Source organism: Rhizobium sp. AN80A (genome assembly GCF_030053015.1).
In the GTDB taxonomy this organism is placed as follows: Bacteria; Pseudomonadota; Alphaproteobacteria; order Rhizobiales; family Rhizobiaceae; genus Rhizobium; species Rhizobium metallidurans.
Genome location: NZ_JASJPX010000003.1, coordinates 2,646,254 through 2,659,693, shown reverse-complemented (window position 1 = coordinate 2,659,693; position 13,440 = coordinate 2,646,254). Strand labels below are relative to the sequence as shown.

The 13,440-nt window shown below is 63.7% G+C and carries 12 protein-coding genes and 2 pseudogenes; 13 read left to right on the top strand and 1 reads right to left on the bottom strand.

Annotated elements, in window-relative coordinates; all coding sequences use genetic code 11:
- Positions 1–73: 73 nt before the first annotated feature.
- The 3 genes and pseudogenes from phnK (at position 74) to P3R82_RS24790 (ending at position 2,243) form a co-directional block, all read left to right on the top strand.
- Positions 74–850, top strand: a complete 777-nt coding sequence (phnK, locus tag P3R82_RS24800; RefSeq protein ID WP_018899232.1) for a phosphonate C-P lyase system protein PhnK — start codon at positions 74–76, stop codon at positions 848–850.
- A gap of 69 nt (positions 851–919) precedes the next feature.
- Positions 920–1,629, top strand: a pseudogene (gene phnL, locus P3R82_RS24795) (phosphonate C-P lyase system protein PhnL).
- Positions 1,626–2,243: a DapH/DapD/GlmU-related protein gene (locus P3R82_RS24790; RefSeq protein WP_112981687.1), complete on the top strand. Its 618-nt coding sequence runs from the start codon at positions 1,626–1,628 to the stop codon at positions 2,241–2,243. The pseudogene phnL and the gene P3R82_RS24790 overlap by 4 nt, the downstream one beginning before the upstream one ends.
- A 62-nt stretch (positions 2,244–2,305) precedes the next feature.
- On the opposite strand, the gene P3R82_RS24785 is transcribed toward P3R82_RS24790, so the two are convergent.
- Positions 2,306–3,229, bottom strand: a complete 924-nt coding sequence (locus P3R82_RS24785; protein WP_183900685.1) for a DMT family transporter — start codon at positions 3,227–3,229, stop codon at positions 2,306–2,308.
- Positions 3,230–3,494: 265 nt separating this feature from the next.
- On the opposite strand from P3R82_RS24785, the gene rsgA reads away from it, so the two are divergent.
- From rsgA to P3R82_RS24735, 10 genes and pseudogenes are all read left to right on the top strand, one after another.
- Positions 3,495–4,514: a ribosome small subunit-dependent GTPase A gene (gene rsgA / locus P3R82_RS24780; RefSeq protein WP_283195714.1), complete on the top strand. Its 1,020-nt coding sequence runs from the start codon at positions 3,495–3,497 to the stop codon at positions 4,512–4,514.
- A 136-nt stretch (positions 4,515–4,650) separates the two neighbouring features.
- Positions 4,651–5,238 carry an NYN domain-containing protein gene (locus tag P3R82_RS24775; RefSeq protein ID WP_283195713.1) on the top strand — a complete coding sequence of 196 codons (588 nt, stop codon included), beginning with the start codon at positions 4,651–4,653 and terminating at the stop codon, positions 5,236–5,238.
- 206 nt (positions 5,239–5,444) lie between these two features.
- A complete protein-coding gene (gene phnC / locus P3R82_RS24770) occupies positions 5,445–6,287 on the top strand; it encodes a phosphonate ABC transporter ATP-binding protein (RefSeq protein WP_283195712.1) in 843 nt (280 codons plus the stop codon).
- A gap of 101 nt (positions 6,288–6,388) precedes the next feature.
- Positions 6,389–7,301, top strand: a pseudogene (phnD, locus tag P3R82_RS24765) (phosphonate ABC transporter substrate-binding protein).
- A 70-nt stretch (positions 7,302–7,371) separates the two neighbouring features.
- Positions 7,372–8,352: a phosphonate ABC transporter, permease protein PhnE gene (gene phnE / locus P3R82_RS24760; protein WP_283195711.1), complete on the top strand. Its 981-nt coding sequence runs from the start codon at positions 7,372–7,374 to the stop codon at positions 8,350–8,352.
- On the top strand, positions 8,352–9,698 hold the full coding sequence (phnE, locus tag P3R82_RS24755) for a phosphonate ABC transporter, permease protein PhnE (RefSeq protein WP_283195710.1): 1,347 nt from the start codon (positions 8,352–8,354) through the stop codon (positions 9,696–9,698). Before phnE (P3R82_RS24760) ends, phnE (P3R82_RS24755) begins: the two co-directional genes overlap by 1 nt.
- A 120-nt stretch (positions 9,699–9,818) precedes the next feature.
- Positions 9,819–10,514: a DUF1045 domain-containing protein gene (locus P3R82_RS24750; protein ID WP_283195709.1), complete on the top strand. Its 696-nt coding sequence runs from the start codon at positions 9,819–9,821 to the stop codon at positions 10,512–10,514.
- A gap of 12 nt (positions 10,515–10,526) precedes the next feature.
- Positions 10,527–11,666 (top strand): alpha-D-ribose 1-methylphosphonate 5-triphosphate diphosphatase, encoded by a 1,140-nt coding sequence (locus P3R82_RS24745; RefSeq protein WP_283195708.1) that lies wholly within the window; start codon positions 10,527–10,529, stop codon positions 11,664–11,666.
- Positions 11,663–12,277: a phosphonate metabolism protein/1,5-bisphosphokinase (PRPP-forming) PhnN gene (phnN, locus tag P3R82_RS24740; RefSeq protein WP_283195707.1), complete on the top strand. Its 615-nt coding sequence runs from the start codon at positions 11,663–11,665 to the stop codon at positions 12,275–12,277. Before P3R82_RS24745 ends, phnN begins: the two co-directional genes overlap by 4 nt.
- 729 nt (positions 12,278–13,006) lie before the next feature.
- On the top strand, positions 13,007–13,432 hold the full coding sequence (locus P3R82_RS24735; protein WP_283195706.1) for a GFA family protein: 426 nt from the start codon (positions 13,007–13,009) through the stop codon (positions 13,430–13,432).
- The last annotated feature ends 8 nt before the right edge of the window (positions 13,433–13,440 follow it).

Here is a 13,440-nt window from a genome sequence, read left to right as displayed (position 1 = left end):
CCGGCAGGACAGAGGGGGGTAACCCACCCGCCACGCTCCATGCCCTCACACACACATCCGCGGAGGCATAGCCATGACCGACACCCCCCTTCTCAAAGTCAACGACGTCTCGAAGTTCTACGGCAACCGCATCGGCTGCAAGAACGTGTCCTTCGAGCTCTGGCCCGGCGAGGTACTGGCGATCGTCGGTGAATCCGGCTCCGGCAAGACGACGCTCTTGAACTGCATCTCCACCCGCCTGATGCCGACCACGGGAAGCGTCGAGTATCACATGCGCGACGGCCAGTACCGAGACCTCTACCACATGAGCGAGGCCGAGCGCCGTTTCCTGATGCGCACCGACTGGGGCTTCGTGCATCAGAATCCGGCTGACGGCCTGCGCATGACGGTGTCGGCCGGCGCCAATGTCGGCGAGCGCTTGATGGCGATCGGCGATCGGCACTACGGCAATATCCGCGCGACCGCGGTCGATTGGCTGAGCCGTGTCGAGATCGACGAGAGCCGCATCGACGACCAGCCGCGCGCCTTTTCCGGCGGCATGCGCCAGCGCCTGCAGATCGCCCGCAACCTCGTCACCGGCCCGCGCCTCGTCTTCATGGACGAGCCGACCGGCGGTCTCGACGTCTCCGTCCAGGCGCGCCTGCTCGATCTTGTTCGCGGCCTCGTCAACGATCTCGGCCTCGCCGCCATCATCGTCACCCACGATCTCGCCGTCGCCCGCCTGCTGTCGCACCGGATGATGGTGATGAAGGACGGCCACGTCATCGAGCACGGCCTGACCGACCGGGTGCTCGACGATCCCCGTGAGCCCTACACCCAGCTCCTCGTCTCCTCGATCCTGCAGGTCTAATCGAAAGCGCGATCCGTAAGCCGGCTAAGGATTGCGGATCGCCACCAGCGAAACCAGGGAAAGTCAATCATGGCAACGCCACTCGTTGTTTCGGAAGTCTCCAAGAGCTTCACCATGCATCTGCGCGACGGCATCAAGCTGCCTGTCGTCTCGGATGTCTCCTTCTCCGTCGCCTCGGGCGAATGCGTCGTGCTCGGCGGCCCCTCGGGCATCGGCAAGAGCTCGCTGTTGAAGATGATCTACGGCAACTACGCGGTCGATAGCGGCCAGATCCTGGTCAAGCACCAGGATCGCCTCGTCGATCTCGCCACCACCGATCCGCGCACCATCATCGAGGTGCGCCGCCACACACTCGGTTACGTCAGCCAGTTCCTGCGCACCGTGCCGCGCGTCGCTGCCATCGATGTCGTCGCCGAGCCGCTGGTCGCCCGTGGCACGAAGGCGGATGTCGCCCGGCAAAAGGCCGCCGAACTGCTGGCCAAGCTCAACCTGCCGGAAGCGCTCTGGCAGCTCCCCCCGCCACCTTCTCCGGCGGCGAGCAGCAGCGCGTCAACATCGCCCGCGGCTTCATCACCGATCATACAATCCTGCTGCTCGACGAGCCGACCGCCTCGCTCGATGCCAAGAACCGCGCCGTCGTCGTCGAGATGATCGCCGAGAAGAAACAGAAGGGCGTCGGCCTGCTCGGCATCTTTCACGACGAGGAAGTGCGCGAGGCCGTCGCCGACCGCATTCTCGACGTGCAGAAATTCTCGCCACGGAGGCCGATCGCAGCATGAGCCGCAAGATTGGCCTCGAGCCCTATATCCACGAGACCGCCTCGGTGAACAATTCGACGCTCGGCCGCTATACCGAGCTGTCGGAGCGCTGCCGCATCGACGAGGTCGAACTCGGCGATTACTCCTACGTCATGCAGGATGGCGCCATCTGGTGCGCCACGATCGGCAAGTTCGTCAACATCGCCGCCTCCGTGCGCATCAACGCCACCAACCACCCGACCTGGCGCGCCACGCTGCACCACTTCACCTACCGCGCTGCCGATTACTGGCCGGATGCGGATATGGAGACCGAATTCTTCGAATGGCGCCGCTCAAACCGCGTCACGATCGGCCATGATGTCTGGATCGGCCACGGCGCCACGCTCCTGCCCGGCGTCAGCGTCGGCAATGGCGCCGTCATCGGCGCCGGCGCGGTCGTCTCCAAGGATGTCGCACCCTACACCATCGTCGGCGGCGTCCCCGCCAAGCTGATCCGCGAGCGCTTTCCGAAAGAGATCGGCGAGCGCATGGACAGGCTTGCATGGTGGGATTGGGAGCACGATCGGCTGCGCGTGGCGCTCGCCGATTTCCGCGCGCTGAACGCCGAGGATTTCCTGGCGCGATACGAGGCCTGAGCCGCCTATCCGTCCGCATCAGACCTCTCCGACGCGAATGGATCACCACTCGCGCCGGAGGCTTAGCTGAGGCTCATCAGCGCCGTGCCGGCGATGGCAAGTGCCGCGCCACCCCAGGCATGCGCGCGCGGCATCTGCCCGCTGCGCAGCCACACCATCGGCAGGATGACGACAGGCGTCATCGAAGACAGCGTCGAAACGATCCCGACATTGCCGGTCTTCAGGGCCGCCATCAGAAGCGACATTCCGAGCGCCGTGCCAAAGAAGGCGGCGGTGGCCGCCAGGCGGAAATCCCGCATCCGAAAGCTGTTCGCCTGCGCCCGCACCCGGGGCAGCGCCAGAAGCGCCCAGAAGCAGAGAACCGCCAGCCCCGAGCGCACCGCCATCGCCGTGAACGGCTCGACACCACCAGCCATGGCCGGCCGCGCCGTCAGGCTCCCCAGCGCCTGCCCGAGCGCGGTGACGACCCCGAGCGTTATGCCGAGCATAGAGACGGGCGGCGTGGACGGCGCCGGCTCCGCAATCGGCTCGCCATCGGCAAGCGGGATCATCGGCGCCGGGCGACGGCGGCGAAAGCCGATGGCGATGACGATGCCGCAGAGAATGAGCACGACCCCGAACCCCTGGCGGAGATCGATCGTCTCGCCCAGCGCGACATATCCGAGCACCAGCGCGAATGGCGAAGCCAGCGAAAACAGAAGCGCCGTCACGCGCGGCCCGGCCGTATAGATCGCCGCGAAATAGGTGGTGCTGGCAATCACGATCCCGAACACGCTGGAGGCGAGGAGCGACCCGAGCTGCCACGCCCCAAGCGTCGCCCAGCCGCCGACGACGGTCGCCGCCAGCGCCGTCATCACGAAGGCCGCGGTCAGCTGCCAGCGCGCCAGCTGCATCAGCGGCACGCGGCCGTTGAGCTCGTTGATGAACATCGAGCTGAGCGCGATGCAGGTGGCCGAACCGATGGCGAAGGCTTCCGAGACGAACATGAAATTTTCCTTGGGGGCTTTCGCAGCTTTCGGGAAAGTCTCGGCGGAAATCAAGGTCGTCAGATGGGAATTGCGAGAGATGCACCGATCTTCGTCGGGGGCCTTCCGTGCCGGGATCATCCGCGCGTGCCCGTCGCAAGCCGCTTCGAGGTATCGTATGCGCAAACCCCGTATCTTCCCGGCGAAGCTTCCGTTAATGTCCGCCGCACCAGACGTCCCGCACGGAGCCGACCTTGACCCATAATCCGCAGTCCCCGGTGAGCCTTTGACGATTGATCACGAAGCGACATTCCTCGCCTCGCTCGGCTGGTCCGAGTTCTTTTCCGATCAGTTGACGGATGACGATCATGGCCTCATCCCCCGCCGCATCGCCGAAGTGCATCGCAGCCGCCTGAGCGTCACCTCGCTGGATGGCCTGATCCGGCTCACGATCTCGCATCAGCTCAACACCTCCGAATTCGCCGTCGGCGACTGGGTCCTGGTCGATCCCGACGACGACAGGCTGGTGCGCCGGCTGGAGCGCCGCACGCTTTTGCAGCGCCGGGTCGAAGGGCGACAGGGCCAGCAGCTCGGCGCCGCCAATGTCGATACGCTTCTGATCGTCACTTCCTGCAACGCCGATTTCAACGTCGCCCGCCTCGAGCGCTACATGGCGCTCGCCAATCAGGCGGAGACGACGCCCGTCATCGTCTTGACCAAGGCCGACCTCGCCCCCGACGTCGCGGAATACGAAGCGCAGGCGAAAGCCCTGCAGCGCGATCTCGCGGTGGTGGTCCTCAACGCCAAGAGCGAGGATGCCGCTGCGGCTCTCGGCCAATGGAGCGGCTTCGGCCAGACGCTGGCGCTGATCGGCTCGTCCGGCGTCGGCAAGTCGACGCTGGTCAATGCGCTGGCGGGGCTGAGCGGCGAGGGCTCGCAGGCCACCGGCGGCATTCGCGAACGCGACGCCAAGGGCCGCCACACCACGACCGCCCGCTCGCTGCACGCCATGGAAGGCGGCGGCTGGGTCATCGACACGCCGGGCATGCGCACGCTCCACGTCAGCGATGTGCAGGAAGGGATCGAGCAGGTCTTCTCCGAGATCACCGAGCTTGCCGAACACTGCCGCTTCCGCGACTGCACCCACGACCACGAACCCGGCTGCGCCGTCCAGGCCGCCGTCAAGTCAGGCACGCTGGCGCCCGAGCGCCTCGCCCGCTGGCGGGTGCTGCGCGACGAGAACGACAAGAACACCCCGAAGATGACCGGGCCGAAGGGCAACAAGGTGCTGCAGAAACGGCGGTGAGGGGCGGGAGGCGTTGTTACGGACGATTTCAATTGACTAATGGCGTCGCTGTAGCATTATCGCTTTATATCCGTACGCCCGTAGGCGGGCACGTATCTTGAGACCCCCAAGGCGACGAGCCGAGGGGGTCTTTTATTTGAAGAACGTTGCGGTGTTGATCGATGGCGGCCATGTTCGCGTTTTGGCGCGAAACGCCGGAATGAACTACAATCCCGATTACATTGAGAAGATAGCCAAGGCTTGCGTCGAGCCGGATGAAGACGCTTTCCGGTTTTTCTATTACGATTGTGCGCCGTACAGCGGAACGGTCAAACTGCCGGTGTCAGCGGAACCTAAGACCTTCGCAGGCTCGGATGCCTGGCTGCGAGAGCTTGCTGCGAAAGATCTCTTTGCTGTCAGGCTGGGCGTACTGAAGTTTCGCGGCTTTAAACCGAAAAAGATCTTGCCGGCCGGACAGGCGGTGACGGATAACGACTTCAAGGCGGATTTCGAACAGAAAGGCGTCGATATGCGCATCGGCCTGGATATCGCTACTTTCTGCGCATCGAAGGCTGTCGATAGGCTGGTACTGCTGACCGGCGACACCGATTGCATACCAGCAATGAAATACGCGCGTATCGCAGGCTTGCAGATTGTCCTGGTTGGGTTTCCCAACCGGGCCGCATCCAACGAAATGCTGTGTCACGCTGATATCGAACGTCGAGTAGCTTGGCCAGCTCAATAGGGCTGTTGCCAATCCAGGCGATTTCCTTCCGTTCACCCGGCCTTTTTGCCGCGGACGTCTGTCACAACAAGGTGAACGGCGCTGTCACAAATGAATCCACAGCAGCCCCAATTGTGACAGCAGTTACATAAAACTGACATTCACCGTTCATCCATCAAGCCTAATGCACTCCCTCATATCGCGTCTGGACTATGAGGAAGAGCATGATGTTCGAGCTGAAGAATGTCACCCGTCAATTCGGCAAGAAGATCGCCGTCGATTCCGTGACGCTTGACATCCCTCAGGGCCAGATGGTCGGCATCATCGGCCGTTCCGGCGCCGGCAAGTCCACGCTTCTGCGCATGATCAACCGCCTGCAGGAGCCGACGTCGGGCTCGATCCATTTCAACGGCACCGAGGTGTCGGGCCTGCGCGGCCAGGGGCTGCGCAACTGGCAGCGCGATTGCGCCATGATCTTCCAGCAGTTCAATCTCGTGCCGCGTCTCGATGTGATGACCAACGTCATCCTCGGCCGTCTCAACCACCGCTCCACGGCGCTGAGCCTGCTCGGCATCTTCACCCGCGAGGAACGCGTGCAGGCGATCGCCGCTCTCGAGCGCCTTGGCATCGAGCAGACGGCGCTGCAGATGGCCGGCACGCTGTCGGGCGGCCAGCAGCAGCGCGTGGCGATCGCCCGCGCTCTCATGCAGGCGCCGAAGATGCTGCTTGCCGACGAGCCGATCGCCTCGCTCGACCCGCTGAACGCCAAGATCGTCATGGACGCGCTGCGCGATATCAACGAGCGCGAGGGCATCACCGTCATCACCAACCTGCACACGCTCGACACCGCGCGCAGCTATTGCGAGCGCATCGTCGGCATGGCCGGCGGCCGCGTCGTCTTCGACGGCAAGCCGTCCGAACTGACGGCCGATGCCGTCAACGAGATCTACGGCACCGACAAGAACGGCGCCGGCATCGACGAAACCATGACGTCCACCAGCCTCGATAACATCAAGGGCAAGCAGGACGCCGTATCGCGCGTGATGGCCGCCTCCGCCGTCATGCGCTGACAAGTTTCCGGCCGGGGGAAAAGCCGGAAAGCGACGATCCCCACCATCTCAGCAGTCACTTATCTCAGCGTCACTGAAAAATGTCACCAAAGGAGACTACCATGTCTGCGTTCCGCAAGATCCTGATGGCCACGATCGCCATCGCCACTGTTGCAGGCCAGGCCTACGCCCAGGACGTCAAGGTCCTGCGTATCGGCCTCGACGGCGGTGAAAACGAAGCCGATCAGGTTCGCCGCACCGAGTGCGTACGTCCGGGCCTCGTCGCCGCCACCGGCGTCTCGGAAGTCCAGATCTTCCCGTCGCCGAACTACAACGGCGTCATCCAGGGCCTGCTCGGCGGCACCATCGACCTCGCGGTCATGGGCGCTTCCTCCTACGCCTCGATCTACCTCAAGGATCCGAACGCCGTTACGCCGGTTCTGACCACCAAGCAGGAAGACGGCTCGACCGGCTACTACTCGATCATGGTCGCCCGCAAGGATTCCGGCATCAAGACGCTCGCCGACGCCAAGGGCAAGAAGCTCGGCTTCGCCGATCCGGATTCTGACCTCGGGCTACCTCGTCCCGAACGTCTCGCTGCCGAAGGACATCGGCATGCCGGTCAAGCAGTATTTCTCCGAAACCGGCTTCGGCGGCGGCCATGAGAACCTCGTTCTCGGCGTCCTCGACAAGAAGTTCGACGTCGGCACCACCTTCGGCTCCGCCACCGGCGACTGGGCCCAGGGCTACACCTCCGGCAACCTGCGCATCATGGTCAGCAAGGGCCTGCTCGACATGGACGATATCGTCGAGGTCTGGAAGTCGCCGCTGATCCCGAACGGCCCGCTGATGGTGTCCAACAAGCTGCCGGCCGACATCCAGAAGAAGGTCACCGCCTACTTCGCCGACCTGCCGAAGACCGACAAGGGCTGCTTCGACAGCTTCACCGGCGGCGGTTATGTCGATTGGTCGCCGGTCGACCAGTCCTTCTACCAGACGATCATCGACGCTCGTAAGTCGGTTATCGGCGGTTGATCCGAACCACTGAATAAAGTCGCGGCGGCATCATGATGGTGCCGCCGTTCGCTCAACAAGGATGCTCATAATGGCGCACGTGGCCGAACCCGACCACCTGGGCGGACTGCAGCAAGGCTCCCGCACAATTCTCGATCATTACCAGCAACAGGTCCGGACACGGCGTATCTACACCGTGATCTCGATCGTCGTGCTCCTGATCGTCCTCGGCGCCTCGCTCGATTTCGCCAACAGCGCCAATTCCGGCAAGTTCTTCGAGCGCCTTCCCTATCTCCTCGACTTCATGAAGCAGTTCGTGCCGGACAGCCCGCTGGAAATCTTCCGCGCGATGTTCGACCTGCCGTCGCCCTATGCCGATGGCTCGATCAAGTACGATTACGTCAGCGACCGCATCTACATAACCGACAGCTTCTACATCCCGAATTTCTTCTACCAGCTGGCGATCACCATCAACGTCGCCATCGTCTCGACCATCATCGGCGCATCCGCCGCCTTCCTGCTCTGCTTCTTCGCCTCGACCAATCTCGTCGGCGCCGGTTTGACCCGCTGGGTCGTGCGCCGCATCATGGAAATCCTGCGCGCCTTTCCCGAGATCGTCATCGCCGGCCTGCTCGCCGCCATCCTGTCGATCGGCCCGATCTCGGCTATCATCGCGGTCTCGATCCACACCACCGGCGCGCTTGGAAAGCTGTTTTTCGAAGTGGTCGAGAATGCCGACATGAAGCCGGACGAGGGCCTGCGCGCATCCGGCGCCAGCTGGCTCGAGCGCGTCCGCTTCGCCATCCTGCCGCAGGTCATGCCGAATTTCGTCTCCTACGCGCTGTTGCGTCTCGAGATCAACGTCCGCGCCTCCACCATCATCGGCGCCGTCGGCGGCGGCGGCATCGGCGAGGTCTTCAGCCTGTCGATCGGCCGCGATCACGCCGCCAAGACCTATGCAATCATCATCATGCTTCTCGTCACCGTCGTCTGCGTCGACCAGTTCTCCGCCTGGCTCCGCCGCCGCATGATCGGCAAGCAGTCCTTCGAATTCGGCCGGGGAGCAGCCTGATGTCGTCGCTCACAGTCAATGCCGCCGATCGCCAGCGCCTGCTGGAGACCTATCCCGAAGTCTTCCATCGCAGCTTCATGCAGCGCTGGGGCCTCGCCCTCGTCGCCGGCCTCGTCATCGTCTACCTCGCGCTCTCGTTCAATTTCTTCAAGGTCATCCCGACCTTCGTCAATGGCAACTGGGACCGCGCCTCGATCTACATCCAGGATTGGTATTCCTGGCGCGCCCAGCCGCGCCTGCGCTTCGTCGATGGCAAGGTCACGCCGCAATGGAACAGCCGCGGCCAGTATCCGAAGGATGCGGTCATCGACTGGATGCTGCCGACAGCCGCAGGCGGCTATATCGTCACCTACGGCAGCGATGCCGACCGCCTGGAGGTGACGCCCACGCGCGTCGACGTCTATCTCGGTGGCAAGCTTTATCCGGTCGAGATATCGAAGGATCGCGCCACCCTGCCGCCGGGCGCGCCGGCAGCCATGAAGCAGGACGACAGCAAGGTCACCGTCTCCTTCGGCTTCGAGGGCCAGGCGGAAATCCGCACGACGCAGGTCTATGTGCAGCGCCGCTTCCTCGGCTGGGCCAATTTCTTCTTCGACACGCAATCGCCCTTCTGGGGCAGGAGCTTCGTCGAGGTCGCCGGCCTCATGCTGTCGGGTGATCGCATCGATCCCAACATGTCCAATGCCTCGCTTGCGCTCGACAATTTCCTGAACAATGCCAGCTGGCAGCACGGCGATATCCTGTCGAAGCTGATGCAGACGCTGGTCATGGCCTTCGTCGGCACGCTGCTCGGCACGCTCTTCGCCTTTCCGCTGGCCTTCATCGCCGCGCGCAACATCACGCTCAATCGCTCGGCGAACTGGGTGACCAAGCGCCTCTTCGATTTCCTGCGCTCTATCGACATGCTGATCTGGGCGCTGTTCTTCACCCGCGCCTTCGGTCCCGGGCCGATCCCCGGCATCGCCGCCATCTTCTTCACCGACACCGGCGCGCTGGGCAAGGTCTATGCCGAGGCGCTGGAAAACGTCGACGACAAGCAGCGCGAGGGCGTGAAATCGGTCGGCGCTTCCCCTGCGGTCGTCCAGCGCTTCGGCGTAGTGCCGCAGGTGCTGCCGATCTTCATCTCGCAGTCGCTGTATTTCTGGGAATCCAACACCCGCTCGGCCACCGTCATCGGCGCCGTCGGCGCCGGCGGCATCGGCCTGAAACTCTTGGAATCGATGAAGACCAATTCCGATTGGGACAAGGTGGCCTACATGGTGCTCCTCATCCTCATCGTCGTCTTCGTCTTCGACAACATCTCGAATGCGGTGCGCTCGCGGGTGATGGGCAAAAAGACCCATTGACGGGTCGCAATCATCATCATTCTGTCACGGAAATCTTTTAGCCGGAAGCAAGCTTGCGGTGGGCGATCAAATCACGGCACACTGCCTCCCGCACTCACATTCATTTCCGGGATACGCGCCTTGCGATACGCACTCTATTTCACGCCGCCGAAGGGTGATCCCTTGAACGTGGCGGCAGCCCATTGGCTCGGTCGCGATGCCTTCACCGGCGAAACTTACCCGGCTCCCGATTATCCTGGTCTGCCGGCCGCCGAGCAGTTCGAGCTCACCGCCGACCCGCGCCGCTATGCCTTCCACGCCACCATCAAGGCGCCGTTTGAGCTCGCCTCCTCGGTCACCGAAAAGGACCTGTTGCAGGCCGTCGAGGATTTCGCGGACCGTACGCCGGCCTTCGAGATACCCGAGCTCGTGCTCGGCCAGCTCGGTCGGTTCTTCGCCCTCGTCCCGGGCTCCCTGCATCCGCCGCTTCAGCAATTCGCGGCCTCCGTGGTAAAGTCCTTCGAGCCTTTCCGCGCGGCGCTGTCGGAAGCCGATATCGCCCGGCGCAATCCGGAAAAGCTCGGCGAAAGCCAGAGGGCCAATCTGTTGCGCTGGGGCTACCCTTACGTGATGGATGACTTCGGGTTCCACATGACGCTCTCTGGCCAGGTGCCGGAAGAGCGTGCCGAGGTGATGAAGACCATTCTCGCCGAGCGTTTCGCCGCGTTCACCGGCCGGCCGCTTTTGATCTCCGGCCTTGCCGTTTTCGTCGAAGAGACGCGCGGCGCGCCGTTCACCGCCCATTCCTGGTGGCCGCTTGCCGCCGCAGACCGTTGAAAGTCCGACACAATGACCAAAGAAACCGTCTTCTCCAACGCCCGCATCGTCCTCGAGGATGAAATCGTCGAAGGATCGGTCCTCGTTCGCGACGGAAAGATCGAGGATATCGCAAGCGGCAGCTCCCGCCTCGGCGAGGATTTCGAAGGCGATTACCTGATCCCCGGCCTGGTCGAGCTGCACACCGACCATCTCGAGGGCCACTATTCGCCGCGCCCCGGCCTGCGCTGGAACAAGACGGCGGCGATCCAGGCGCACGACGCCCAGATCGTCACGTCAGGCATCACCACCGTCTTCGATTGCCTGCGCATGGGCGCCGATGAAGACGGCGGCTTCGAGCATGGCGAGATGCGCGACATGGCCGATGCCATCCAGAAGGCCGAGAAAGAGGGCCGCCTGCGCGCCGAGCACCTCATCCACCTGCGCTGCGAAGTCTCCGCCGACAACGTGCTGCAGCACTTCGCCGATTTCGAAAACGACCCCTATGTCCGCCTCGTCTCGCTGATGGACCATGCGCCCGGCCAGCGCCAGTTCCAGACCATGGACCAGTACATCTTCTACTACCAGAAGAAGCGCGGCCTCACCGATGCCGAGTTCGCCAGGTTCGTCGATCGCCGCGTGTCCGAATCCGAGCGCAACTCGACGCCGCACCGCGTGGCGATTTCGAAGGTCTGCGCCGAGCGCGGCATCACGGTCGCCAGCCATGACGACGCCACGCTCGCCCATGTCGACGAGGCGATCGAAAACGGCGTCCGTCTCGCCGAATTCCCGACCAGCTTCGACGCCGCCAAGGCTTCGCATGAAAACGGCATGAGCGTCCTGATGGGCGCGCCCAATATCGTGCGCGGCAAGTCGCACTCCGGCAACATCGCCGCCCGCGATCTCGCCGAGCGCGGCGTGCTCGACGTGCTCTCTTCCGATTACGTGCCGCTCAGCCTGCTCTACGCACCCTTCCTGATCGCCGACGAAGTCGAGAGCATCTCGCTGCCGAAGGCGATCGCCATGGTCACGTCGACCCCGGCCCGCACCGTAAGCTTGAACGATCGCGGCCGCATCGCAACCGGCCTGCGCGCCGATCTCGTCCGCGTCTTCCGCGACGAGGGCGTTCCGGTCAGTCGCTCCGTCTGGCGCGAAGGGCGCCGGGTCGCATGACCGCGCACGAAACGCATCCCTCGCACGAGCCCCACGTCGTTCCCGGCACCGAGCACGGCATCATGGTGGTCGTGGTCGGCCCCTCCGGCGCCGGCAAGGACACGCTGATGGCGGCAGCCGCCCGGCATTTCCGGGGCCGGCAGGACGTCCATTTCGTCCGCCGCGTCATCACCCGCGATCACGATGCCGGCGGCGAGGATCATCTCGCCGTCTCGCCCCAGGGCTTCGCCTCGATGGAGCAGGCCGGCAGCTTCTCCGTATGGTGGGAAGCCCACGGCCTGAAATACGGCATCCCCTCGGAAGTCTCGGTGTCGCTGTCAGCCGGAAGCCTCGTCATCGCCAACGGCTCGCGCTCGGCCCTGCACCATTTCCACGCCGTCTTCCCGCGCCTGAAGGTGATCAACGTCACCGCCCGCGCCGACGTGCTGGCGAGCCGTCTGGAGGCCCGCGGCCGCGAGACCCACGAGGACATCATGGCCCGCCTGGCCCGCGGCCCGCTCACCGTGCGCGGCGATTACGACGTCGTCGATCTCGACAATAGCGGCTCCTTGGAACAGGGCGAACGCCGCATGGTCGAGGTCCTTGAGGGCTTCCTGCGGGAAATCGGCTGAAACGATGCGGCCGATAGGCCCACGTCGCGGGGATAATAATCGTTTGTGGCAAGAAATGTCGCAGCGATATCAATCGCTTGCAGATTTCGTCGTCCCCATCCATCCCCGCTGAAACCATCCAGCCGATACTGATGGCGTCATTGGACAGGGAGCCGGGTCGCGAACCGGATCTGACACATCAGGGCGCAAGCCCGGCGTCCTGTGATGGTTGTTGAAAGGTGGATGTTGAGGTCGTCAGGATCTCCCATCCATCCGGAGGCGAAAGGCCGAGAGACGCTCCTGTCGGCCTGGATATCCGGAAGCCTCGATGCGATCGGGCAGGCGATATTGCCTGACACTCCTATCCTATACCGACCATCGCCTGCCCATTCCCAGCTTTTCATGCCGTCGCGGAGAGGTTTCCGGCGCGGGGTTTTGTGGTGTTCATGTTGCTGGAGCCGCAACATTTGAGCCCGTGGCCCCCTCATCGCCTCGCTGTCGCTCCGGCACTTCTCCCCGTTGGGGAGAAGGGGCTGGGCGCACTCGCTGTGCCCAATCGTGGCGTCCCTTTCGCAAACGAGAAAGGTCTGGGCGAGCGGCCGCCACTTGTCTCTTCTCCCCTGCGGGGAGAAGGTGCCGGCAGGCGGATGAGGGGGCCTCACCCACCAACCTCACCCACAAAATCCCATCCCGTCTTGCAGTCGACACACCCCTTCTCTACCGTCTCTCGCACAAACCCAAGGGCACGATATGACCGACGCAACACCCCAGCATAACGCCGCCTGCCACTGCGGCACCGTCAAATTCAAGGTGCGGCTGACGGACGAGTTCAACACCATTCGTCGCTGCACCTGCTCCTATTGCCGCATGCGCGGCGCCATCGCCGCCTCTGCCAGTCTCGATGACATCGAGTTCGTCGAGGGCGAGGACAATCTGACGCTCTACCAGTTCCACACCGGCACGGCGAAGCACTACTTCTGCAAGACCTGCGGCATCTACACCCATCACCAGCGCCGCTCCAACACCAGCCAGTTCGGCATCAACGTCGCCGTCATCGAAGGCGTCAGCCCCTTCGATTTCGCCGAAGTAAAGGTCATGAACGGCATCGCCCATCCGAGCGATGCCGGCGGCACGTCCGAGGTCGCTGGAGTGTTGTGGTTCGAGCCGTTCGAGTGAACGACGGG

Coding starts and splice junctions, on each gene's coding strand:
- phnK (WP_018899232.1), top strand. CDS start 74: ATGACCGACACCCCCCTTCTCAAAGTCAACGACGTCTCGAAGTTCTAC.
- P3R82_RS24790 (WP_112981687.1), top strand. CDS start 1,626: ATGAGCCGCAAGATTGGCCTCGAGCCCTATATCCACGAGACCGCCTCG.
- P3R82_RS24785 (WP_183900685.1), bottom strand. CDS start 3,229: ATGTTCGTCTCGGAAGCCTTCGCCATCGGTTCGGCCACCTGCATCGCG.
- phnC (WP_283195712.1), top strand. CDS start 5,445: ATGTTCGAGCTGAAGAATGTCACCCGTCAATTCGGCAAGAAGATCGCC.
- phnE (WP_283195711.1), top strand. CDS start 7,372: ATGGCGCACGTGGCCGAACCCGACCACCTGGGCGGACTGCAGCAAGGC.
- phnE (WP_283195710.1), top strand. CDS start 8,352: ATGTCGTCGCTCACAGTCAATGCCGCCGATCGCCAGCGCCTGCTGGAG.
- P3R82_RS24745 (WP_283195708.1), top strand. CDS start 10,527: ATGACCAAAGAAACCGTCTTCTCCAACGCCCGCATCGTCCTCGAGGAT.
- phnN (WP_283195707.1), top strand. CDS start 11,663: ATGACCGCGCACGAAACGCATCCCTCGCACGAGCCCCACGTCGTTCCC.
- P3R82_RS24735 (WP_283195706.1), top strand. CDS start 13,007: ATGACCGACGCAACACCCCAGCATAACGCCGCCTGCCACTGCGGCACC.